This window comes from Nocardia sp. CDC159 (assembly GCF_023740735.1).
GTDB classification, from domain to species: Bacteria; Actinomycetota; Actinomycetes; order Mycobacteriales; family Mycobacteriaceae; genus Nocardia; species Nocardia pulmonis.
In genome coordinates, this window is sequence record NZ_JAMRXH010000033.1 from 1 (window position 1) to 23,357 (window position 23,357).

Annotated in this window: 21 protein-coding genes and 2 pseudogenes; 15 read left to right on the plus strand and 8 right to left on the minus strand. The window is 66.2% G+C overall.

What is annotated here, in order from left to right; genetic code table 11:
* Window positions 1-122 precede the first annotated feature (122 nt).
* The 3 genes from NDR87_RS36435 to NDR87_RS36445 form a co-directional block, all read right to left on the minus strand.
* Window positions 123-920: an acetylxylan esterase gene (locus NDR87_RS36435; RefSeq protein WP_251918802.1), complete on the minus strand. Its 798-nt coding sequence runs from the start codon at window positions 918-920 to the stop codon at window positions 123-125.
* Between the two features lie 167 nt (window positions 921-1,087).
* The gene (locus NDR87_RS36440; RefSeq protein ID WP_251918800.1) at window positions 1,088-2,092 is read right to left on the minus strand and encodes an NADP-dependent oxidoreductase; all 1,005 of its coding nucleotides are present in this window, start codon (window positions 2,090-2,092) and stop codon (window positions 1,088-1,090) included.
* Between the two features lie 122 nt (window positions 2,093-2,214).
* Window positions 2,215-3,249: an AraC family transcriptional regulator gene (locus NDR87_RS36445; protein WP_251918798.1), complete on the minus strand. Its 1,035-nt coding sequence runs from the start codon at window positions 3,247-3,249 to the stop codon at window positions 2,215-2,217.
* A 265-nt stretch (window positions 3,250-3,514) separates the two neighbouring features.
* Between NDR87_RS36445 and NDR87_RS36450 the strand changes: the two genes are divergently transcribed.
* The 3 genes from NDR87_RS36450 (at window position 3,515) to NDR87_RS36460 (ending at window position 6,817) form a co-directional block, all read left to right on the plus strand.
* Window positions 3,515-4,960: an alpha/beta hydrolase gene (locus tag NDR87_RS36450; protein WP_251918797.1), complete on the plus strand. Its 1,446-nt coding sequence runs from the start codon at window positions 3,515-3,517 to the stop codon at window positions 4,958-4,960.
* A gap of 87 nt (window positions 4,961-5,047) precedes the next feature.
* Window positions 5,048-6,175 (plus strand): aromatic ring-hydroxylating dioxygenase subunit alpha, encoded by a 1,128-nt coding sequence (locus NDR87_RS36455; RefSeq protein WP_251918795.1) that lies wholly within the window; start codon window positions 5,048-5,050, stop codon window positions 6,173-6,175.
* Between the two features lie 18 nt (window positions 6,176-6,193).
* The gene (locus NDR87_RS36460; protein WP_251918793.1) at window positions 6,194-6,817 is read left to right on the plus strand and encodes a TetR/AcrR family transcriptional regulator; all 624 of its coding nucleotides are present in this window, start codon (window positions 6,194-6,196) and stop codon (window positions 6,815-6,817) included.
* Between the two features lie 6 nt (window positions 6,818-6,823).
* Here the strand turns inward: NDR87_RS36460 and NDR87_RS36465 are convergent, their stop codons facing one another.
* The 3 genes from NDR87_RS36465 to NDR87_RS36475 all read right to left on the minus strand — a co-directional run bounded on the left by NDR87_RS36465 (window position 6,824) and on the right by NDR87_RS36475 (window position 9,102).
* Window positions 6,824-7,591, minus strand: coding sequence for an AraC family transcriptional regulator (locus tag NDR87_RS36465; RefSeq protein WP_251918791.1), 768 nt, complete (start codon window positions 7,589-7,591; stop codon window positions 6,824-6,826).
* Between the two features lie 2 nt (window positions 7,592-7,593).
* Window positions 7,594-7,959 carry a DUF4345 family protein gene (locus NDR87_RS36470; protein ID WP_251918789.1) on the minus strand — a complete coding sequence of 122 codons (366 nt, stop codon included), beginning with the start codon at window positions 7,957-7,959 and terminating at the stop codon, window positions 7,594-7,596.
* Window positions 7,960-8,472: 513 nt separating this feature from the next.
* Window positions 8,473-9,102 carry a TetR/AcrR family transcriptional regulator gene (locus NDR87_RS36475; protein ID WP_251918787.1) on the minus strand — a complete coding sequence of 210 codons (630 nt, stop codon included), beginning with the start codon at window positions 9,100-9,102 and terminating at the stop codon, window positions 8,473-8,475.
* A gap of 91 nt (window positions 9,103-9,193) precedes the next feature.
* Here NDR87_RS36475 and NDR87_RS36480 point away from each other — a divergent pair, with 91 nt between their 5' ends.
* The 6 genes and pseudogenes from NDR87_RS36480 to NDR87_RS37990 all read left to right on the plus strand — a co-directional run.
* Window positions 9,194-10,654 carry a carotenoid oxygenase family protein gene (locus tag NDR87_RS36480; RefSeq protein ID WP_251918785.1) on the plus strand — a complete coding sequence of 487 codons (1,461 nt, stop codon included), beginning with the start codon at window positions 9,194-9,196 and terminating at the stop codon, window positions 10,652-10,654.
* 343 nt (window positions 10,655-10,997) lie between these two features.
* Window positions 10,998-11,585: a hypothetical protein gene (locus NDR87_RS36485; RefSeq protein ID WP_251918784.1), complete on the plus strand. Its 588-nt coding sequence runs from the start codon at window positions 10,998-11,000 to the stop codon at window positions 11,583-11,585.
* Window positions 11,586-11,762: 177 nt separating this feature from the next.
* Window positions 11,763-12,683 carry a CPBP family intramembrane glutamic endopeptidase gene (locus tag NDR87_RS36490; protein ID WP_251918782.1) on the plus strand — a complete coding sequence of 307 codons (921 nt, stop codon included), beginning with the start codon at window positions 11,763-11,765 and terminating at the stop codon, window positions 12,681-12,683.
* A 33-nt stretch (window positions 12,684-12,716) separates the two neighbouring features.
* Window positions 12,717-13,973, plus strand: a complete 1,257-nt coding sequence (locus tag NDR87_RS36495; protein ID WP_251918780.1) for a sensor histidine kinase — start codon at window positions 12,717-12,719, stop codon at window positions 13,971-13,973.
* Window positions 13,961-14,605 (plus strand): response regulator transcription factor, encoded by a 645-nt coding sequence (locus NDR87_RS36500; protein ID WP_251918778.1) that lies wholly within the window; start codon window positions 13,961-13,963, stop codon window positions 14,603-14,605. The genes NDR87_RS36495 and NDR87_RS36500 overlap by 13 nt, the downstream gene beginning before the upstream one ends.
* A 65-nt stretch (window positions 14,606-14,670) precedes the next feature.
* Window positions 14,671-14,844 (plus strand): annotated as a pseudogene (locus NDR87_RS37990) (HAD family hydrolase); the annotation flags it as partial.
* Window positions 14,845-15,140: 296 nt separating this feature from the next.
* On the opposite strand, the gene NDR87_RS36505 reads toward NDR87_RS37990, so the two are convergent.
* On the minus strand, window positions 15,141-15,776 hold the full coding sequence (locus NDR87_RS36505; protein WP_251918776.1) for a TetR family transcriptional regulator: 636 nt from the start codon (window positions 15,774-15,776) through the stop codon (window positions 15,141-15,143).
* A 93-nt stretch (window positions 15,777-15,869) separates the two neighbouring features.
* On the opposite strand from NDR87_RS36505, the gene NDR87_RS36510 reads away from it, so the two are divergent.
* From NDR87_RS36510 to NDR87_RS37825, 3 genes are all read left to right on the plus strand, one after another.
* Complete coding sequence (locus NDR87_RS36510) at window positions 15,870-16,775, plus strand: oxygenase MpaB family protein (RefSeq protein ID WP_251918774.1); 906 nt, start codon at window positions 15,870-15,872, stop codon at window positions 16,773-16,775.
* Entirely contained in the window at window positions 16,772-17,101 is a 330-nt protein-coding gene (locus NDR87_RS36515; RefSeq protein WP_251918772.1) for a multidrug efflux SMR transporter, read from the plus strand. Before NDR87_RS36510 ends, NDR87_RS36515 begins: the two co-directional genes overlap by 4 nt.
* Before the next feature lie 408 nt (window positions 17,102-17,509).
* On the plus strand, window positions 17,510-19,021 hold the full coding sequence (locus NDR87_RS37825; RefSeq protein ID WP_251918770.1) for a DUF6461 domain-containing protein: 1,512 nt from the start codon (window positions 17,510-17,512) through the stop codon (window positions 19,019-19,021).
* Window positions 19,022-19,882: 861 nt separating this feature from the next.
* Here NDR87_RS37825 and NDR87_RS36525 read toward each other — a convergent pair.
* Window positions 19,883-20,008, minus strand: a pseudogene (locus tag NDR87_RS36525) (AAA family ATPase); the annotation flags it as partial.
* Window positions 20,009-20,048: 40 nt separating this feature from the next.
* Between NDR87_RS36525 and NDR87_RS36530 the strand changes: the two are divergent.
* The 3 genes from NDR87_RS36530 to NDR87_RS36540 all read left to right on the plus strand — a co-directional run bounded on the left by NDR87_RS36530 (window position 20,049) and on the right by NDR87_RS36540 (window position 23,106).
* Complete coding sequence (locus tag NDR87_RS36530; protein ID WP_251918768.1) at window positions 20,049-20,198, plus strand: hypothetical protein; 150 nt, start codon at window positions 20,049-20,051, stop codon at window positions 20,196-20,198.
* A gap of 204 nt (window positions 20,199-20,402) precedes the next feature.
* Window positions 20,403-21,491 (plus strand): hypothetical protein, encoded by a 1,089-nt coding sequence (locus NDR87_RS36535; RefSeq protein ID WP_251918766.1) that lies wholly within the window; start codon window positions 20,403-20,405, stop codon window positions 21,489-21,491.
* An 811-nt stretch (window positions 21,492-22,302) separates the two neighbouring features.
* On the plus strand, window positions 22,303-23,106 hold the full coding sequence (locus NDR87_RS36540; RefSeq protein ID WP_286014484.1) for an LLM class flavin-dependent oxidoreductase: 804 nt from the start codon (window positions 22,303-22,305) through the stop codon (window positions 23,104-23,106).
* The last annotated feature ends 251 nt before the right edge of the window (window positions 23,107-23,357 follow it).

Genomic DNA, 23,357 nt, shown 5'->3' on the forward strand with positions numbered 1-23,357 from the left:
CCTCAAACAACACCGTGCTGTCGCCACCCGCTACGAGAAACTCGCCACCCGCTACTTGGCCGTCATCCAGGTCGCCGCCATCGACCAATGGCTCTGACACAACACCTACTTCGAGACACGGCCTAGTCGCCGCTCGGCCCGGGCACCTGCTGTGCCAGCCGGTTGCGCTGAACTTCGCTCCAGGCCTCGCTCTTACATATTCCGCAGTTGGGGCCGAAGAACTCGCCCCTGGCTCGCTCGTCATCCCGCAACTGGAAGGCGAACCAGGCCGTGGTCGGACCCCGGTACCCGTCGCCGTCGCCGAGTGGGGCGAAATGGCCTGTGCCAGCGAGCGATCCGTAGATGGCGATGACGTGATCGACGCCCTCGTAGAACTGCTCGACCCCGGCGGGTTCGACGATGGTGTCGTTGGCCCCGGCGAGCAGGAAGGTGGGACCGCGCAGAGTGGTGGGGTTGGGCAGCGGGCCCGGCTGGATCGGGGCGGTGGTGTCGACCCGAGGATCCGCACCGGCATTCAGGCTGCCCCCACCGCCCCGGGAGTGGCCGGAGGCGCCGATTCGCGCCAGATCGACCTTCTGGTGGAAGGGGCTGTCCGCCTGCTGGTTGAGCCGGGTGAGCAGGTCGATGCCCTGGAGCATCTCCACACCGCTGGTGGCCCAGACGGTATTCGCCGCGGCGACGATGAAACCGTGGCTGGCCCAGTGCCGCAGCAACGCATCGTAGGCCGACGGCCGGGTCAGCGAGCCATTGCCCCAGATGATCACGGGATGTCGATCCATCTTGGCCGGGAAGTACAGCGTGTGATCCTGCGTGGTCTGCACCTGCACCTGGTGCGGTCCCGGCTTGTCCCACTCGACCGCGGTAGGCGCGGCGACGGCAGGCAGAGTGGGGGTGGCGAAAAGCGCCGCGACGGACACCACCAGCGCTAACAGGGCACGTCTTTTCGGAGCAAAATCATTGCGGGACAAGGCAATCTCCCATCGTGGGGTGAAAAGGAAGAACCTGCACAACGATGGTGACTGCGCCGAAGTCCGCCCACAATGACTGTCCGCCTTAACCTTTACGGTTATAGGGGTTATTCATCGGTTCATGTCAACTGCACCAACATCTTTCCCACGTTCGCGCCCGACAGCACGCCGAGAAATGCGGCCGGTGCCTGCTCGAGGCCGGTGTACACGGTGTGTTCGGTGCGCAGTGAACCGTCGGCCAGCCAGGGGGCGGCCTGAGCGATGTAGTCGGCGAATTTCGGGAAGTAGCTGCTGACGAGCATGCCACGCAGCGTGACCTCGCGTTTGGCGGCGTGGAAGAGATTGGGGACGGCTTGGGCGTCCCCGTTGTACTCCGCGATGGCGCCGACCATGGCGATTCGCCCATGCGGGCGGATGGCGTCGATGGCGACCCGCAGATGCTCTCCGCCGACGCTGTCGAGGTACACGTCGATGCCATCGGGTGCGGCGGTTGTCAGCTGACCGGCGAGGTCGCCGGCCCGATGATCCAGCGCCGCGTCGAAACCGAACTTGTCCAGCAGCGCAGCGGTTTTGACCGGCCCGCCCGCCGAGCCGATAACCCGGCTCGCGCCGAATTTGCGCGCCAGCTGTCCGGCCACACTGCCGACCGCCCCGGCGGCCGCGGAGATGAATACCACGTCGCCGGGCCGCACCGGCGCCACCTCGGTCAGGGCGGCGTATGCCGTCAGTCCGGTGGTGCCGAGTGCGCCGAGGTAGTGTTCGGCTGCGGCCAGCGTGGTGTCGACCGGAGTCGCCGCGGCGGCGTCGAGCACGGCGTGTTCGCGCCAGCCCAGGAAATGAGTGACACTGGCCCCGACCGGAATTCGCTCGGACCGGGATGCGATCACCTTACCCACCGCGGCGCCCTCCAGTGGTTCGTTCAGCTGAAAAGGGGGGATGTAGGAGGGTCGATCGTCCATCCGCCCGCGCATGTACGGGTCGACCGACATCCAGGTGTTGCGGACCAGGATCTGTCCGTCGGCCAGCTCCGGAAGCGCGCGTTCGACGAGTGCGAAGTTCCGGGCGGTCGGGGCCCCGGAAGGCCTCGCGGCCAAATGGAATTCGCGGGTGGTGGGGTTCGACATGATCGAGCCTTTCGAGATCGCCGATCCGGATCGGTGCGATCCGGATGCCGATCACGTTATGAGGCTCGGCGACCCCGTCCCAGGGCCGCGGGCGCCACGCACCGGACGCGACGCGCCATCGGCTACCGGTCCGCGGTGGGGGAGTTGCCCGTCCAGCGCCGGTACGCCCGGCGCAGCGCCCGATCGTCGGCGAACCCGACCCGGCGAGCGACGGCGTCGATGGTCGAATTGCCCTGCGCCAGCAGCTCCCTCACGCGTTCGTGGCGGAGGCGATCGAGCTCACCCCGCCAGGTGGTGCCGTGCTCGGCCAGGTGCCGCTGCAATGTCCGGGGGCTGATCGCGAGCCGCGCGGCGACCGACCCCAGGCTGGGTGATCCGGCGGTGAGTTCGGCGGCGAGGGCCGTGCGAAACGCCTCCAATGGCCCGGGAATCGGCCGCGCGGTGGCGAGCACGAGTTCGGCATGACTGCGCAGCAACTCCGCCAGCAGCGGATCGGCGCGCGGTATCGGTGCGACGGCATCGGCGGCGGTGAAGGTGATGCTGTCGCGGGGTGCGTCGAATTCGATGCGATTGGTGCCGAAGGCATCGGTCAGGGCCTTGTGGGTGCCGGGCGCCGGGTGACCGAAGGTCACCAGAGCCGGAACCACCGGGCGCCCCGTGGCTTCGCGGGCCCGGCGCAGATAGTAGGCCAGCACGTACTCGTTGATCACCGCCGCGACCGCCGGATCTGCGGCCGTGGTTCGGAATTCGACGATGAGCTCACCGTCGTGACGCAACTCGAAACCCTCGACATCCGCGGTCACCAGCCGATGGTAGGGCTGGGCCGCGCGTAGCGCGTCGGCCAGGACCGGACCGTTGGTGACGAGGTAGTCCCACGTGGTGAGGGTCCCCAGCGGCGCGGCCGCCGTGACCGCGATCCCGGTCCCGGGGCCCGGTCGCGCATGGGCGAGCAACTCCCACAGCCGCAGCAGTGAACGCAGCGGAATCCGATTCGACTCGCCCGCCAACGACTTCGGATCGGTGCCGGTTACCGTGGCGAGCTGATCAGCGGCGACTCCGGCGCGGCGCGCCGAGTTCAGCACCAGCCGGGTCAAGTGGGTGGAGGCGGTGTCGGCGATAGGGTCCATCACCGCCCGCTGACCTTCGTGATCTCGCATGCGGTCATCCTGCCGGACCGGGCAACGCCTCGATGTGCAGCCTCATGTCGTGATCCCTGGCCGAGGTTGTGGCAACGGACCGAAACGGGCCAGAGGTCGACGCATCGGACACGCGCATGCGTTGTCGCGAGTTGCCGCGGTTTCGGCGGGTGCCGGGCCCGCATCCCTCACACGGGGGAGCGCCGCGCGTCGCGGCATCCGCTCGTGGAATGACATTCGGCCCGGGCGGTATCCACGGGTGCGCCGGGACTGGCACAGTCCGGATATGCCCTGGAGACGAATCGGTGCGGCGCTGGCGGTCGTCGCGATCCTGTCCGGTGTTTCGTGTGCGAACGAGTTCCCGAAGGCCGGGCCGCGGTGGGCTCCGTGCGCGCCGCCCGGCCCGTCGACGCGGGAGTGGGAGTGCGCCACCCTCACCGCGCCGCTGGATCACCGCGATCCCGGTGGGGCGCGCGTGGAACTGGCCGTGATCCGTACGCGCAGCGCCGATCCCGCGCAGCGGCTGGGTTCGCTGGTCTACAACCCGGGCGGTCCGGGCGGGTCGGGGGTGGAGAATGTCGCCGCGGCGGCCGAGCACTATGCGGGGGTGCTCGATCGGTACGACCTGGTGTCCTGGGATCCGCGCGGGGTCGGCCGCAGCACCCCGGTGACCTGCTCGGAAGTCGCCGTCCCCGATCGGCTTCCGCGCACCGACGCCGAGTGGGCGCGGCTCGACGAGGCCGCTCGCCGGTTCGCCGAATCCTGTGCCGCGCAGTCGAAGGGGCTGCTCTCGCATGTCGGGCTGTTCGATTCGGCCCGAGACCTCGAGACTATCCGCACCGCGCTCGGGGAGTCGAAGCTGAACTTCATCGGGGTGTCCTACGGCGGGCAGCTGGGTGCGGCATATGCGACGCTGTTTCCGGATCGGGTGGGGCGAATCGTGTTGGACGCGCCGGGCTCTCCGCTGCGCGACTATCGCCGCAGCCTGCTCGAGCAGGCGCAGGGGATGGACATGGCGCTGGGGCAGTTCCTCGATCACTGCCTGGCTGGGGCCAACTGCCCGCTCGGGGCGGACCGGGCCGACGCGTTCGCGCGGTTCGACGCCTTCCTGGCCGGTCTGGATGCCCGGCCGCTGCCGACCGCGCGCCCCGAGCCGCTGTCCCGGGCGGCGGCCACCACCGCGTTCACCATCGGCCTGGCCGCGCCGGAGACCTGGCCGGGGCTCATCGAGGCGGTGGCACAGGCGTATGCGGGCGACGGCACCGAGCTCATCGGCTACGGCGATATCTTCAGCGGTCGGCGTGCCGATGGCACGCTGTCCAATTTCACCGCGGCCAATACCGCGGTGAACTGCGCCGACTATCCCGATGCGCGCACCGCCGAGCAGGTGCGGGCGCTGCTACCGGAATTCGCCCGGGCCGCACCGCGATTCGGTGAATTCACCGCGCTGCGGCTGATCGAATGCGCGCACTGGCCGGTGCGCGCTGTCGGACGGGCGCCGATCGCCGCGCCGACGGCGCCGCCGATCCTGCTCATCGCCAATCTCGGGGATCCGCAGGCGCGCTACGACTGGGTCGTGGAATTGGGCCGGGCGCTGGGGTCGGGGGTGGTGCTGAGCTACGACGGCGTCGGACACGGCGCGTTCGGGGGCGTGAACGAGTGCGTCGATCGCGTCGTGGGGGACTATCTGCGCGCGGGGACGGTGCCCCCGGCCGAAACCCGCTGTCGCTGAATCCGTCCCGAATCGCCTCTTGACGAGTGGTTATCACTTGATAACCTGGAAGAGGTTATCAAGTGATAACTCGATCAGGAGGATCCGATGCCCACCGCTACCGAACCGCGCCTCGACACCCTGCTCGCGAGCCTGCGCGAGTACCTCGGCGACGCACCCCCGGCGCTGTCGTTGCCGCCGACCGCCTACACCTCACCGCAGCTGTGGGAACTGGAACGGGAGCGGATCTTCTCCCGCTCCTGGTTTCTGGTCGCGCACGCCGATCAGCTGCGCGAACCCGGGGATTACGTCTCCGTGGAAATCGCGGGGGAGCCGGTCGTCGTCGTGCGCGGCACCGACGACGAGGTGCGTGCGTTGTCCCCGATCTGCCGACATCGGCTGATGCCGCTGGTCGAGCCCGGCGCGGGACATGCCGAGGCCTTCACCTGCCAGTATCACCTGTGGAAGTACGGCCTCGATGGGCGGTTACGGGGTGCGCCATATATGAACGGCAACAAGGACTTCGAAGCCCGCGACTGCCGGTTGCCCGAATTCGCGGTGGAGGTGTGGAACGGCTTTGTCTGGGTCAATCTCGATGCCGGGGCCGAACCCATCTCCACCCACCTCGACCTGACCGCCGATGAATTCGCCAACTATCGCCTCGGCGAGATGGTCCAGGTCGACTCGTGGTCGCTGGTGTGGAAGGCCAACTGGAAGCTGGTGATGGAGAACGGGCACGAGAACTATCACGTTCTCGGTCTGCATCGGCAGACGCTGGAACCGTTCATGCCCGGCGGTGCGGAGGTGTACGTGCAGCCCTATTCGTCGTGGGTGATGCATCTGCGCATCCCACTGACCGTACCCGCCGTGGCGGAATCGTTGTCGCTCAACGAGGTCCAGAAAGCCCACGGCATGCTGCTGATGGGCTTCCCGTCCGGTGCCTTCATCGCGATGGGCGACCAGGTCGTGTGGCTGAGCTTCCTGCCGCTGACCATCGATCGGGTTCAGGTCGTTGGCGGTGTGCTCACCACACCCGACCAGGCCGAGATCCCGGAGACCACGGCCCGCACGCAGCAGGCGGTGACGGCGATGATCAACGACGAGGACCGCCTGGGATTGGAGGCGGTGCAGCGCGGGGTGGGTTCTCGTTTCGGCGACCGCGGACACCTGAGCCCGAAGGAAGCTCCCGGCATGCTGGCGTTTTATCGCAACCTCGCGCACGCGCTCCTGGAGTAGATCGATAATCTGCACGGTATGTCGCACTCGTCGGACTGGGATGTCCAACCCACCTCGGTACGCATCCTGACCACGGCAGCGGAGTTGTTCGCTGTGCAGGGCTACTCCGGCACCTCCACGCGCGATATCGCCACCCGGGTCGGCGTGCAGCAGCCCGCGATCTACAAGCACTTCGCCGCCAAGGATGACATCCTCATCGCGCTGGTGCGTTCGGCCGTGGACCGACCGCTCGCACTGGCCGAGGAGCTGCGCGCGGTATCCGCGCCCGCGGTGGTGAAACTGCACCGCTGGCTGACCGAATCGCTGCGGCATCTGCACGATTCGCCGTACCTGCTGGCCTCCATCCTGACCACCCCCGAACTGTGGCAGGACCGCTTCACCGAGGAGCAGCAGCTGGTACATCGACTCGAGCAGGTGATCGCCGACCTGGTCGCCGCCGGCCGCCGCGAGGGCGACATCCGCCGCATCGACACGACCGCGGCCGCACGCCTGGTCATGGCGCTGTTCGACGTCCTCGCGGTCCCGCAAACCGCGGTGAACCCGGCCGATATCGCCGAGTTCGCCTTGGCTGGCCTCCTATCGAACCCGACCCGCCTACCCGAATTCATTCACACCGCCGACGAACTCGCCCTCCCCGGCTGACCCGTTTCAGGGTGCGGCGATGGTATTGATTTCGGTCCCCTGCGACAGCACGGTGGTGGCAGTCAAACCGAACATCGCGCGGAAGGTGTCGCTGAAGTGGCTGGCGGACGCGAAACCAGCGGTGACCGCCGCGGCGGTGAGGTCGTGACCGTCGGCGACTGAGGCGCCGACCGACAGCAGCCGCGCCCACAGCCGGTAGCGCCGGAAACTGGTCCCGGCCTGACTCGAGAACAGGTGCAGAAACCGAGACGTGGACAGACCGACCGCGGCGGCCAGGGTGCCCGCGTGGAGATCCTGAGCGGGATCGGAGCGGATCAGTTCCATGGCGCTGGCGATTCGCTGATCGATCGGTTTCCGTTCACCGCCACCCAACACCAGGCGGCGAAGTTCGCCCGGATCGGGTGTGTCCCTGGCGTGTAGGTGGTCGAGCAGGTTCGCCTCGTGGCGGTGTTCGGCCGGAAGCGTCGCCGTACTCTCCGTCATCGCGGCGCGGACGTCCGTGATGTGCCGGGATTGGGGATCGAAGTAGTAGAACAGCATGCGCCCCGCCCCGGCGTCGATCTTGTGCAACGTGCGCGCCGGGATCAATGCGCTGCGTCGCCGCCACGAAGCGCCCGCGGGGATCGAGACGGTGAATGGCGCGTCGACACCGACGACCAGACAGTGCACCGGAGTCGAGTGGGCCGCCAGATGAAACGACGGCCCCAGATACGCCGCCTGTCCGGCCCACAGCCACACACTGCGGCGCTGCGCCGTCGCGATCCGTCCCGTCATGGTCAGGCCACCGCGATGACGGCCGCGGCACCGAAAGCCTCGACCAGACAGTAGAACCAGATCGGATAGAACGGCGTGGCGGTATCGAGAATGCGCGACACCACCCGCCCTACCGCCATTCCCGCCAGCGCCACACCCACGGTCAGCGCGGCCCCGGCACGCAATGCATCATCGCCCGCGGCCGCCCACCCCAACACCATCGCCACCGCCACCCCGAATCCGCCATACACCGCGCGAATCTCGGCGCGACCCACCGCGCTGGAGACCGAGAACCCGAAGGGCCGCGCCAACCCGGCAGGCGCGGCCAGGGCATACATCCCCATCCCCAGAAACAGCACCCCGGCCGCGGCCAGCACCACGATTCTCATATTTCCCCTTTCTCCTGGTACGCCCGATCCTCCCTCGACCGACATCCGACCGCTTCCGAAAACCTGCTACCCATCGGTGTCAGATCACCTGCCCGACACCACATCCGACGACCCGTCCGGGACGTTCGCCCGTTCAGTCACTCGGCTGCTCTAGTGAAACCCGCTCGACCAAACGGCTACGCACCCGCCGCTCGCCGAGTCGACCCCGGCGTCGCGCTGATACCCGGTTGGTGCGGTCGGATCGCCAATGGGAAGGGAGCACTCATCATCGGTTCTCGCAGCGGCCCGACTCCGGTGCCGCGCAAACGTGGACACGAATGACCTTCTGCGCCAGCATTTCCCGAAGCAAGCCCAGCGCCGGCCAAAGAAACCGCAGCAGATACAGACCACCGCCACGCGTGAGCTGATCGCCATTGGATAGCTGCGCAGGCTTGCCGTCTCGTTCCAATGTCCGGTCATGCCGACGAGCGTTCGTAACAGCCAGATTCGACCGGGCTGTAGTTGATGTTGCGGTTATGGCCGGGTGTTCTCGATGACGCTGAGGCACATGCGGGCGCATTCGGCGGCCAGTTCGGGGGCGGTCATATCGATGGTGTTGCGGAGCCATCCTTCGATGAGCTGGTTGACGCCGCCGGTGATGAACAGGGCGGCGCGGCGCAGCCAGTCCGGTTCGGCGGTGACACCCAGCGCTGCGGGTGCGTGGTCGACGACGAGGTCGGCGATCATGGTGAGCACATCGTGTCGGCGCTGGGTCAGTGCCGGGAGGTCACCGGGGTCGGTGGTGGACACGATCCGATGGATGTGACCGTCGGCGGCGATCGTCTCGAGAAAGGCTCGCAGCGCGGCACGGAGTTTCTGCTCGGCCGGGCCGTCGGTGGCCAGGCCGGCGGTGACCATGACCGACAGCATGTGGTCGCGGACCTCGTCGGCGACGGCGAGCAGCAACTCCTCGCGGTTGGCGAAATGCTCGTAGAAGTAGCGGTCGGTGAGCCCGGCCGCCTTGCAGACCCCACGGACGGTGACCGCGGTGATACCGGATTCTCCCCAGATCGTGCGGGCCGCGGCCAGAAGCCGGGCACGGCGCTCGGCGCGGCGCTCGGGGGCGCTGACACCGCCGTAGCTGCGGATGGCCGAGTTCGTCATTGACAACACTCTAAGCGCACTCCTACATTTGCGGACATACGTCATCAGATGACACCCGTCGTCAGAATAGCGATTCAAGGGAGAATCCGCGATGACCCGCACCCATGCCACGGCCTACCATCAGGTCACAGCACCCCTGCTCGACGAACTCGACTACCACGTCGAGCAGATCGAGGGCCGACTGCCCGAGGACCTGCGCGGCACGCTGTACCGCATCGGGCCGGGTAAGCATCAGGTCGGAAGGTCGTTGCTGCACAACGTGTTCGACGGCGACGGCATGATCTCGCAGTTCGTACTCGACGGCACGAGCGTGCGGTACCGCAACCGCTATGTGCGCACCCGCCACTTCACGCACGGACAAAAGTCGGACCGGATCCGTTATCGCGGTGTGGGAGACCAGATCCCGGGTGGCCCGCTGGCCAATATCGGGCGGTTACCGGAGAACGTGGCCAACACCAACATCGTCAACTACGACGGCGGGCTGCTCGCATTGTGGGAACTGGGCAGTCCGTACCGCATCGACCCCGACACCCTCGATACCCTGGGACCCACCGATTTCGACGGTCGGCTGGGGTTCCTCGGCGCGTTCTCCGCGCACCCGAAATGGGACCCGGTCACCGGCGACATGTACAACTTCGGGCTGGACGTGCTGCCCACCCCGCGTATCCGCACCTATCGGGTCGACCGTTCGGGACAGTTGCACTCCGTGGCGTCGGTGCCCATGCTGGATGTGCCGTGGAATCACGATTTCGCCCTGACCGGGCGGTATCTGGTGTTCGTGCTCGACCCGATCCTGCCCAACATTCTCAAACTCGCGTTGGCCACGACATCGTTCGTCGACTCGCTGGAATTCAAGCGCGCCAAGGGCACCCGGTTCCTGCTGGTACCCAAGGCCGGGGGCCGCCCGCGCGTCGTCGAACACGACGCTCTGCTGCATCTGCATCTCACCAACGCCTACGACGACGGCGACGACGTGGTGGTCGAACTGGTCCGGCTCGACACCGAATGGGAGGAGGTCCGGCACATGACCGGTCTGGTCAACCGGGCCGACCTCGGAACACCGCAGTTCCCTGATTCCCGGCTGATGCAGTACCGAATCACCAAGAACGGCACCGTGATCGAACGCGAACTCACCGACCGATCCGGCGAGTTCCCGCAATACGACTGGCGCCGAGGCAGCCGTGAACACCGCTACAGCTACCTCGCCGGCGCGGGCGGCCCGGCCGGGCTGTTCAACGCCGTGGTCAAGGTCGACCACCACACCGGCAACGTGACCAGTTGCGATCTGGGCGCGAGCTCGGTCGGTGAACCCTTGTTCGTGCCGCGCGCCCGCGACGCCGCCGAGGACGACGGCTGGCTCCTGGCCCTCAACCACGAACTAACCGAAAACCGCTCCCAACTACTGATTCTCGACGCCCGCGACCTCGAACGCGGACCACTGGCTACAGCCTGGCTCAACCACCACATCCCCTGGGGCTTCCACGGCACCTTCACCCATCGCCTCGCCCACCCGAACGAACCCACACCCAACCTCGACACGAATATCCTGTAATCGCGCTGGTCATTCATTCAGATTGGCTGGCTGGCAACGCGATCCAACGCACGGAGATGCCGAAGAGGTTTGGGCCGACGACGACCTCGATGCCCTGGCGCGGTGCCTTCGCGTCCGCCGCTGTGACGGCGGCCTGGTCGGGAGTGACGCGCTGTTGCAGCTACCGGTGCGGGATCCTCGGCCCTCGGCTTCGATTCCACTTGGGAATACCTTGCGGATTCCGTTGTCTCCCATCAAGATCTCCTCGATGACCTTCACACTCTCCGACGCCCTACCCTGCCTCGGCGGGAACCGGCTGTATGGGGGTTGGACCGAAACCTATATGCGAGCAAGTGAGGCAGTAGTGACAAAGCAGAACAGGACCGTACGGCGGCTGTCGGCGGCGGCGTTGGCTGCGGGAGCGGTAGCCATCGCGACCCTGTCGGTGCAACCCGGCGTCGCCGCAGCACAGCCCCCGGGTGTGACGCAGCACGAACCGGATGCATCGACCGCGCAGGACAAACGATTCTACGATCTGCCCGGGCTGGCCAAGGACAGCTTCAACGCCGGACGGACCGAGGATGCCCGGAACTTCGCACGGGAGCTGCTGGCGCTGGCGCCGAAGTACCAAGGGGATTGGAACTACGGCAACGCCATCCACGACGCCAACATGGTCCTCGGGCGCGTCGCGGTCCAAGAGGGCAGGTTCGAAGACGCCGAGCGTTCCTTGTTCGAGGCGGGCAAGACCCCGGGCTCTCCGCAGTTGGATACCTTCGGCCCGAACATGAGCCTGGCCAAGGACCTGCTCGAAAAGGATAGGCGGCAAGTCGTCCTGGACTACTTCGAATCGTGCCGGAAGTTCTGGGAATTGCACGACGGCAGGTTGGATACCTGGCGTCAGCAGGTCAGCGAGGGACAGATCCCGGACTTCGGCGCGAACTTGCTGTACTGATCAGCAATCGAATCGACCGCGACGCACTGAACGTCTTCTGGTGCCGACGAGCGCGCGTGCACGACGGGTGTCAGCTCCGGCGTGGTGCCTTGGGAGTCATGGTGGAGCTGGCTGGAGTACTGGTTCGGCAGTCTGCGTCATCGTGTCGATGCCCGCGAAATCCTAGCGTCGATCGGTATGACGACCGATCTATCGAAGAGTGCGGCGGCCCGGCCCAGGGTGGTTTGGCGCGCCGTTGGCCTGTTCGTTCTTCTCGCGTATGCGGGGGCGTGGTTGGCCCTGCTTCCGTTGTTGCTCAGCGGTTTTCATCGGACGCAGGCGACCGCGGATATGACACTGTTCATCCAAGTCTCCATCGCGGTAACCATGCTGACCCCCGCCGTGGCCGGGTTGATCGTGCTGCGATGGGTTCATCGCCCGGAAAGTATCCGCGTTGCCATCGGGCTGGCCTGGCCGTGCCCGATCGTTCGGTTCATCCGCGATGGCCTGTTCGCGCTGGCCGTGCCTCTGCTGCTCGAGCTCGCGTCGTTGGGTATCGCCACACTCGTCGGGACCTACTATCCGGACCTCGCACGCCTGACGCCCGCGAATCTCGCCGCGTGGGCTGGTGTGCAGCTGATCTACCTGATCATCTGGCTGCCGATGTTCTTCGGCGAGGAACTCGGCTGGCAGGGGTACCTACTTCCCCGACTGGCCCCCCTCGGCTCGGCGAGAGCGCTGATACTCACCGCCGTGATCTTCGCGCTGTGGCACCTGCCCACCCTCGCCATGGGCGGTCAGTATCCGGGCCACTCCCTGATGACGTCGATCGGCGCGTTCCTCGTAACCACCGCCCTGATATTGCCGATTTTCGCATGGCTGCGAATGCGCTCGGACTCGGTCTGGCCCGCGGTGCTGGCCCACTCGACCGCCAGCGGAGCCTCGACCAGCCTGACCTTCCTCCTGTCCGATCCGGACACGCCTATCGATCCCCTTCAGGTCGGCATGACCAGCTGGACCGGTTGGATCGTGATGGGTACGGTGGTGGCGGTGCTGGCGGCCACCGGCCGCCTGAACGTATCGCGCCTGGTCCAGCCGGTGGGTCGGCACAGCCGCTAGTCCGGATCTCCTGCCGACCGAGAATTCTCGCCGATGACCTATTTCCGACGACTGTCGATTCCCGTGCGACGCAGAGTATCTGCGCTGTGGCCCGCTATCCGGTATCTGCTCATCGGTGGTGCCACCTCGATGCTGGCGATTCTGGTGGTGTGCGGATTGGCGGTCGAGGGGGCGTTATGTCTGATCGGGGTGGGTGTGCCGGCCGTGACCGAGGTGATGCGGCTGATCAGATGGCTGGCCGGATTCGAGCGACGCCGGGCCGGGCGGGAATTGGGGGAGTCGATCGTCGAGCCGTATAGGCCGTTGACGGGATCGCTGGGGCGCCGGGTCGTGACCGTGCTGACCGACCCGGCGAGCTTCCGCGACATCAGCTGGCTCATCCTGCACGCCGCGACCGGTCCGGTCGCGGCGGCGCTGGCTGTCGGACTGCCGATCGATGCGGTGTATAAGCTGGTGACTTCGCTGCTGTGGCAGCATATTCCGGCCTGGTCCATCTCAGACCACGGGTTCGCAGTGAACTCATGGTCCCGAGCCGTCTTGAATGCGCTCATCGCAATTCCCGTGGGCGTTTTGGCATTGCAACTCCCGCGGTTGGCCCGACTGCAGGCGCTGATGGCGAGATGGCTACTGACGCCCACCAGGGGTGCGCGGCTGGCCGATCGAGTCGCCGAACTCAGCGCGACTCGGGCGGCCGCATTGGATGCCCACGCCGCCGAACTGCGCCGCATCGAGCGGGATCTGCACGACGGCACGCAAGCGCGACTTGCGGCGGTCATCATGCAATTGGGTATCGCCGATCAACTGCACGATCGCGACCCACAGGCGTCGCGCGATCTGATCCGTACGGGACAGGACACCGCGACCACGGCGCTGACCGAACTCCGTCAGGTGGTGCGCAGCATTTACCCACCCGTGCTGTCGGATCGTGGTCTGGAGGGTGCGGTGTCCGCCTTGGCCGCGCGCTGCCCGATTCCCTGCACGATCGATCTGAACAACGTCGGCCGACGGCCCGCGGCAGTGGAGGCAGCAGTCTACTTCGTGATCGCCGAGACACTTGCCAACGCGACCAAACACTCGGCCGCTGATCACATTTCACTCTCCATCACCGGCACCAACCACGCACTGTCGATCGTCATCCGCGACAACGGTATCGGCGGCGCGTGCGAACACCCGGAGGGCGGGCTGGCCGGAATCCGGCGGCGCGTCGAGGCCTTCGACGGCGAGATGACACTCACCAGCGCGGCCGGTGGGCCTACCGTAGTGCGGGTGGAGCTGCCATGCGGGTCGTGATCGCCGAGGACGACGCGCTGCTGCGCGAGGGGATGGTGTTGCTACTCGACACCGCCGGCATCGAGGTGGCGGCGGCGACCGACAACGCGCCGGACTTCCTCGCCGCGGTGACGGCCGAGCGGCCCGATGCCGTGGTCGTGGACATCCGGTTGCCACCGACCTTCACCGATGACGGTCTGCGTGCCGCCGTGCAAGCGCGGACACTGTATCCGGGCCTGCCGGTGTTGGTGCTGTCGTCGTATGTAGAGGGCAGCTATGCCGCCGAACTGCTCGCCGACGGCGCGGGCGGCGTCGGCTACCTGCTCAAGGAGCGGGTCGGGAAGGTCGACCAATTCCTCGACGCGCTGCACCGGGTGGCCACCGGTGGCACCGCCATGGACCCGGAGGTGATCTCCCAACTGCTGGTCCACCGCAAGGCCCGAGATCCCTTGCATGCGTTGACTCCCCGGGAGCGCGAGGTACTGGCACTGATGGCCGAGGGCCACGACAACGCCACCATCGCGGCCCTCCTGGTCGTCACCGAGGGCGCCGTCGCCAAACATATCGGCAGCATCTTCACCAAACTCGACCTACCCGCCACCGGCAACGGACACCGCCGAGTATTGGCAGTACTCGCCTACCTCAATTCCTGACGGTTCGTCCTCTTTCACCGACGACCGATCCGCCCTCGGGTAGTGATCGACTCGGACACACCATATTGCCGCGTTCCGGGAGGCACACGCAGCGCCTTCGCCGCTGCCGGACTGCTCGATCTGATCGACACGTTCGTCCTGTCCTACGAGCACGGCGTCCAGAACCCGACCCCACGATCTTCCAGCTCGCCCTGGCCCGTCTCGGCATCGAACCCGAACACACCCTCATGGTCGGTGACAGACCTCCCACGACGGCCCCGCCGTCGATATCGGCATGCCAACCCTGCTCCTGCCGACGCTCACCGACCCCGGCCAACGGCGGCTACACCTGGTCACCACAACCGTCACGACCCACCACACCCACCACTGACCACCAATTGCCATAGACATCGGGGTCAATGAGCCCGGACATCGGAACATCCGCTATTGCCGAATTGCGCGTATCACCCGCCGCCGGGTCTGTGATCGGCGATCGCGCGGGTTGATGGGCGAAGGCGCGTGCGTGCTCGGCGTGCGGCACCGACGGGCCGTGCGTTCATTGTGTGGCGGATTGGGTGATCGCGAGGGTGCCCAGCAGGACGGCTTCGACGGTGTCGGTGGACGGGGGTGTGGCAGTGACCGATTGCAAGAACAGTCCGTCCAGGACGGCGATGGTGGCGGTCAGGGCGATGGGGTCGGTGGTCCATCGGGCGAGGATGGTCCGCATCGCTTCGGTCCACGGGCGCAGGGCCGGGCGCAGTTCGGGGCGGCGCGCGGCGAGCAGGTAGAGCTCGTATTCGGTGATCAACCGTGGCCGGTCGTGGCGCAGGATGTCGTCGAGGTAGTCGACGAACGTCCGCACCGTGGGGGCCTGCCCGAGCCGGGCGGTGAGATCGGTGGTGAATCGCTGCACGCCGGCGGTGATCACTGCGGACAGCAGATCGTCCACGGTCGGGAAGTAATAGGTCCCGGCGGTCGCGGCGACACCGGCTTCGGCGGCCACGGCCCGGTGGGTGATCGCGGCGACCCCGTCGCGCGCGGCCACCCGCAACGCCGCGTCCACCAGCTGCTTGCGGCGGTGCTGCCCGCGGGCTTTACGGCCGTCCGGCCGTGTCTGTTTCGACGCCGTCTTCTCCTCGGTGATGCCGTGTCCGTCGGTGGCCTCACCGGTCGTGTGTGCGTCGGAGGTCACTGCTCCCTCCTCTTGCCAACTATTTGAACACTTGTCGTAGTATATCGGATAACTAGTTGAACAAGTGTCGTAGTTTCTCGGAAGGAGAGCGGCATGGGCCGATACGACCGACTGCGCATCATCGAACGCCTGACCCCCGAACGCGACTTCGAACTGATTCACCGGCTCGATGCCCAGTTCGAGTTCCCGGTCGAGATCGCGATCGGGTCGGAGCTGGCGCAGATCCACACCTTCGCCGTCCCCACCATCGGAGCTCTGCTGGGCCGCACCGGTGAATTCGTGCAGCGCCCGGAGAAGAGGGCCGACGACACCGCGCTGCTGCTTACGGAGGTCCTCGCGCACGGCATCGCCTCCGATCGCGGGCGACGGGCCGTGCGGCGGATCAACCGGGCCCATGCCCCGTACTCGATCTCGCAGGAGGATTTCCGCTACGTGCTGGCCACCTTTGTGGTGGTCGCGGCCCGATTCGTCGACGCCCACGGCTGGCGCCCGATGTCGCAGACCGAACGCACCGCCCTGTACCTGTACTACCGGCAACTCGGCGAGCACATGGCCATCAAGGACATTCCCGGCTCGTATGAGGACATGGCCGACTACCTCGACAGCTACGAGGCACGCTTCGTCGGTTACAGCGACGGCGGCCATCGGGTCGCCCTGGCCAACCGCGACCGCATGGCCGCAGACCTGTTGCCGCGCCTGCCATTGCGAATCTCCCGCGCCGTCGTCGACGCACTCACCCCCGACCACATCCGCCGAGCACTGGCCCTGCCCGAACCCGGCCGCGCCACCCGCGCGGCCGTCACCGCGGTCCTGCGTACCCGCGCGGCGGCGCTGCGCCGATGGCCGGGCTCGGCGGAGGGTGTCGGCCTGTTCGATTTCCCCTGGCGGCGTAGCTATCCCGACGGATACGACATCGACCACCTTGGCCCCGCCCTCCCCGCCACCGGGGACTGCCCAGTCGTTCACACCCTCGGCACCGGCGAAAGGCAGCCCCGATGACGACCGCCTACCTCTACCTCGGCGCCGCGATCGCCTTCGAAGTCCTGGGCACCAGCCTGATGAAAGCCACCGACGGCTTCACCCGCCTATGGCCCACCCTCGCCTGCCTGGCCGCCTACGGCGTGGCCTTCCTCACCCTGTCCCGATCCCTCCGCTACGGACTCGCCGTCGGCACCGCCTACGCCATCTGGGCCGGTCTCGGCACCGCTCTCATCGTCGCCATCGGCACCCTGTTCCTCCACCAACCCCTCACCCCCGCAAAGATCTTCGCCATCGCCCTTATCGTGATCGGCGTCGTCGTCCTCAACCTCAGCGGAGCCCACTGAACACTCCCACCCGTGAATCAGTCCCCGCTCCGCGGTGCCCCGAATGGGTTGCCGAACGACATTTCGACTGTGCGGGCCGGTAGCTTCGGGAGCGAACGAAAGCCGGGCGGCCCAGAGCGACGATGGGCTCCATGCGCGCTGGTGCAACCCGAAAATCGGGGCTGGCATCGAGAGGTATCGGTACTCGGCAACGCACGGTAATGCCGCTGGTCGCGCGTTGGTCCATCGCCCAGATTGGTTGTCCGACAGGGCTTCCCAACGCACGCTCATGCCGAGTTCAGTGTGTTGGGCCGATCCGGCTCGCGATCGCAATGCGCAAGGCGCTGAGCCGTATCCGGTTCTCGGCTGCCAGACGGCACCTCAGCGGCGGACGTGCTCATGCAGCGGTGATGAACCGATGACTGATTCGTGACGATTCAACCGGCTGAACGCAGCACAAAACCGTACAGTCTTCCGTACGGGGTCCTCGCGGCGCTGCCTGCCACCGAGCAGCAGATGACGTCAGGTGTTACCGGTAGATGTGGGAAACTTTCGCCCGAAGGGATAGTTGGGGTGCGACGGCAGCTAAGCCATTGCGAGAAATTGATCAAACCAGTGTCATCACCCTCGGGTGAATGGGTTCTGCGCTACGACGCCGATGGCCATGCGGTGATAGCTGATCGCGACGGCACGGTCAGTTGGCGGGCGGGCGCTGCGGGTACCCTCCGCGTGGGACACGAGGGAATGTTCGCCGTCTACCAGGGTAACGAGGTTGTCTGGCGTGCTGACCTGCCCGAACTCGGCTGGTCATCATTCCATGTCACCAACGACGGGGACGGAATAATCTCTGAAGTCGGGAGGCCTTCACACAGCCTGCTGCACGGCCCGGTGGTGCCGGTGTCACTGGGCGACCGAGCACCGGTGGCAGAGATCCAGGGGAACCGCGTCCTGACCTCGGCCAACGGAAAATTCATCTTGCTCCGCTGCGCTGACGGTGAGTCCCTGTTGCACGCCGGTCCGAACCCGAACACGGTCTACTGCTTTATCGAGCCGGGCGAGGCTCTGTCGCTCGACCAGCCGGACACCTGGTTGACCTGGCATTTCCCATGGAGCGACCGCGAAGACGCGAAACTCGTACTGGTCGGCCCCGATGACGACGTGCGCTGGGAATATGGTCGCAACACCACCAGCGGGGATGAGTCGACCGGCTCGGTCATCTTCACCAGCTGGGGCAGTTCGTACTGGCTCAGCGACGCTGACAGTCCGGCGGGATCCACCGTCGCCAGCGATGTCGGCCACGTCGCACCGCCCACAGCCGAGGTCTCGGCCGCCCCCGGCGAGGATGAGCAAGCCGGGGAACACAACAATCCGCATCCCTGGATGGAAACCGGCTTGAGAGACAGCGACGGCGTCTACTGCCTCACCGTGATACACAACCTGGATCCGGACGAGGCCCTGCGCCGCTTGGGGGCCGACGACAATCAGATCGCCACCGCGACATGGGCTGAACTTGTGCGGCGAGCCCGCGAGGAGAACATCGACTACGACAGCCTGGTCGTCGCCGCATTCAGCCTCGCCCCGCACACCCTGCTGGTGGCGGACAACGGCTGGTGGCGGGTCAGCTGCCAAGATCTGTCGCGCGGCACGTTCACAGTCACGTCGTCCCGCAGCATCGAAGCCGAACGGAATTTCCTGATCTGCCAGGACGGAGATACGCTGGCGGACTTCGCCGACGGCCAGCCGAGCAGGGCATGGGGTGCCGAGCCGTGGATGACCGAGGAAGCCCTGGCCGCGATGGGCATCGACGACCCGGAGGCGTTCGACGAGGACGACGACAGCTCCCTCGACGACATCGAGTTGCTGTGCCAACTCACCGGCGTCCGCCCAACGGTCGCCGACGTCACAGGACCCGCCCGCGTCATCATCCTGCCAGGCGAGTGAACAGCTCTCTGCGGGCGAAAGCGGTGAGGTACCGCCTCTGTCGCCTAGCGACGCTTGACGTTTGACCGGTCTGCACGAGCGGACCTTCCCGGAGAGGAACTTATTTCGATGCGTGCATCTACCCTGCTGGCTGTCGCCGCGCTCGCGCTGACCCCCTAACGGCGTGCGGAATCGGAACCCCTGCTGCGAAACCGGATTGCGGCGATGACATATTCAAGGGCACCGTGGGAACCTCGACTGAAGACTGGGGCTTCAAGCTCAACTACGTGGGGACCTGGGGTCTGATCGGCGCTCGATTGGATGAGACCAGGTCATGGCCGAAGTCAGAGGTCGATCAGTGCTCGCTTGTTGTCGCGTACGGCGAGCAGTGCGGCGATTCCCTCGAAGGCCTTGCCAACCGCCTGATAGAGGACAACCTGGCCGGTGACGGGAACCGCGTCCGCGGGAGGGTGTCGACCGTGTTTTTGGGTGGGGAGAATTGGGTCCGGCAGATGGGGCCAGCGATCGCGACGAACTCGCCGTGCGAGTGCTGGTCTCGAGACACAACAACCTGTGCTTCGCGATCATCGAAATCGCACCGCGTGACCCGAACGTATCGGAAGTGGCGTTCACATCGGCTACGTCGGACAGATGGTTTACACCGATGGAGCAGTCCTTCACCTTCACGAAATAGGACCGCTCTTGGGTGAGCCGGTCTCGCCGCGGAGAGACTGACTGCCGCTGCGAAAGTCAGCCCCAGGGGTGTTGACCGGCGCTGAGGATGAGCATGTCGGCGGCGTTGGGGGTGAGGATGATCGGGCATGAAATGACCCCGCCGGGCGGGGTTCCGGCGGGGTGGTGGTGTTCGGGGTGTCGGGGTGTTCACTCTGCCGTGACCTCGGCAACGGCTGTGCGGGTGGCGGATTCGTCGATGATGGCTTTGCTGTCGGCGAACGCGGCGACGAGCGCTTGGAGGGCGAGGTTAATGACCGCGCGGGGGTAGCCGCGGATGCACCCGCACATGCTGCGGCACACGTTCGTCACCACCATGCTCGACGCCGACGTCGACCTGCCCGACGTCCAAATCGCCGCCCGCCACGCTAACCCTCGTACCACGATGCGCCACGACCGCGCACGCACCAACCTCGACCGGCACCCCAACTACATCCTTGCCGCCTACATGGCCTCAGGCACATGACAAGTGGATGCGCGCTCATGGTTCCATGAGAGTCTCGATTTGATACCTCGCATAGCAAACTGCGTGTGTCGGAGTGGCCGCGGATCTCTGGCAGAGAGGATTGTCGACTGGTTCGTCCTGAGATTCGATGTGACCAGGTCGATGATGGATTCGTGACGATCTGATCCGGACGAATGCGGCGAATCGGTTGTAGTATCCGTCGCCGTGAGGAAAGTGATTGTCGCTGCCGCGATGCTGCTGGCGGGTGCGGTCGTCGCGTCGTCGTGTGCGTCCACGCAGACGGCGCAGCGACCCGTGTATCCGAAGTTCCTGTCGGCCCAGGCTCAGGAGACGATCGCCTATCTCGACACCCTCCGTCGGCTGGACCCCTGCGGCTATCTCGACGACGCCGTGTTACAGCAGATCGGAACACCGGACTACATCGGTCCGCTTGGCAATTTCGACGTGTGCCAGGTGGACTTCACCTCCCCGCTAGGTCACCAGAATTGGTTGAACGTCGCCATGCTCCCGCGGCTGGGGCGGTCCGGGACCTCAATGCTCGGCAAGGTCGATGTCACGCCCAGACCGCCGGCGGACGACAGTCTCGGAGGGTGCTCGGTGGTCGCGGCTCTCGACCCGCGGCTGGAGTTCATGGTGAACATCGACGGGGTGTTCAAGACCGATATGTGCCCGGTGGCGCAGGGTATCGCCCAAGCGGCTGTCCAGCACTGGCCCGAAGGTCCACTGCGAGCGGCTTCTCACCGCGCACATGTGAACTCCCGGCTTGCCACTCTGGATCCCTGCGCTGTGCTCGGCAAGATCGGGCAGGGGCACCACCCCGTGCTCGAAAGCGAGTATCCGGATGGACCTGGACGATTGAACAAGACAGCTCCGTCCTTGGGAATGGATGCGTGGAACTGCTCCTTCGTTCTCGACAACGACGCCCCCTCGACCGCTCAACATATCGGGTACAGGGTGGGCATATTCGGCACGCCTTTCGGGCCGAAGGACAGTTATGTTGAGCTCGAACCCGGGCCCGACGGGCCGCATGTCTCCCACCCCGTTCTGAAGGAAATCGAGATCGGCGGGCTGCGGGCCTTCGAGAATCCCCACCCCGCGAGACTCCACAGCTATCCCGATGCCTGTTCGATCTCTGTCTTGATTCCTCCGCAGCCCAATGACCCCGTCAGCACCAACCGGAAGGACCCTTACCAGGGCGGCGAGGTCATCACGATCAAGGCCCTCAACGGCTGCAACGCCGCCCACGCCACCGCCGATGAAATCGTGCGACTCTACAACCAGCTCCCAAGCTGACCCTCACCCAACCTCCATCCCGTCAGTCGCAGGGATATTCCCAGACCACGCGGCGCACTGGCTACGGTCAGCACCGTGAACTGTAACGCCGCGTTCCGTGCGGTCTGGGACGGCCGCGCGGCGTACCGGAAGACCGTCGCGCAGAGAGCATCTCGGCCTCAGCAACGTAGGAAATGCCGAGGAGCGGGGGTATCGCGGCATTTCGTGGCATGACCGATCAGAAGAATCGCCCGACCGCCGCTGACGAGTCGGGCGGGGGCAGCGGATGCGCGTCTGCGCAGTTGCCTGGAACAATAAGACCGTGATCGCCGATTGGCTTGCAGAGCTTCTTTTCCGGGCCGCCGAGACCTGGCTCAGCTGGCTCGATCAGCGGATACCGAAGAGACGCCGCCGGCCTGAGGCGGCTGCAGGCGCGGAAGTCCCGACAACCCTTCCTCCCAGCTAATCGGTCAGTCCCTAGGTTGCTGCCATCGTGATAACGCCTTGCTCCAGCGACCTCAACCATCAGGGGAGGCTTCACGTAGGTGAGATCCTCCGAAGATTCCAGGCTATCCGAGAACGTAGGCGTTCTACATCAAGCAGTTTGGTACACCGCCCCCCTGACTTCGCTCGACACAAGTGCGCGCTCATGCCGCTGCGGGGGCGTTCTGACGATCTGTTGCTGTTGCCCGCCAGTTGATCACGCGAACGTCCGCAACTGCCGAGTCCAGGGCGTTCCCAGGAGCGGGTAGATGGTCTCGGCCGCGCCGATGATTTTCGGGTAGATCCGTCGTCAACACGTCTGGAGAGACCGAACGATGGGAGCCCGGACATGACGAGACCGTTTCGATTCGGGGTCGTTGCCCCGCTCACGACAGACCTGCCGACGTGGCGAGATCGCGTGCGCCGCATCGCCGACAGCGGTTACTCGACCCTACTGGTGCCTGACTTCCCGCTGACGCAACCGGCACCCGGCCCCATGCTGGCCACGGTCGCGACCATGACCGACCTGCGCGTGGGCGCGTGGGTCTACGCCTCTCCGTTTCGCCCGCCCTGGCTGACAGCGTGGGAAGCGCACTCGCTGTCACTACTGACCGACGGTCGCTTCGAGATGGGCATCGGCACCGGCAGGCCGGGAATCGACGACGAACTCCGCGACAAGGGGATGCCCGGCGTACCGCCGAACGAGCGGCTGGCACGGGTGCGTGAAACCGTCAAGAGGCTGAGAGATTTCGACGGACCCGACCGTTACACGCCAGTGGCGATGGCCGTATCCGGTCCGAAGGCCCGGGCGTTGGCGGCCGAGGTCGCGGACACGGTCACCTTCCCGCTGCTGTATCAATCTCGGGCCGAAACAGCCCGGCTGGCACAGGATTTCCGCGCCGTCCCGAATATCGAGCTCGCGCTCGCCGTGCCGGTTATCGGCGACTCGGTCGCGCCGCACATGGCACCCCCCGACACCGACACTGCCGCAGTTCGCGCGGCCGACGCCCTGACCACACTTCCAGATGATCCGGCCGCCGCCGCCGAGGAAATCCAGCGCCGCCGGGAGGAGATCGGCTTCTCCTATTTCGTCTTCGGCGCCGACGTCGCCGACAGGTTCGCTCCGGTCGTCGCCGAGCTCGCCGGACGTTAGCTCAGCAGCAAGAGACCACCCAGTACCACCGCCGAAACAACGATGAAGCGGTGTCAGCGAGCCTCATCCGCACATGCCGCTGGTGGGTCGGTAGCGCGGAAGATCGACTGCCGCAGGACATCCTGAAATGGCACCCCTTTAGGTCAAGACCTTCTCGGGGTGTGGGGGTTAGCCTGTGTGGTGGGTCCGGGTTGTGGCTTGTCCGAAGGATCGGTGTGCGGGTTGGAGCCGGTCACGCTGGAGTCAAGAGT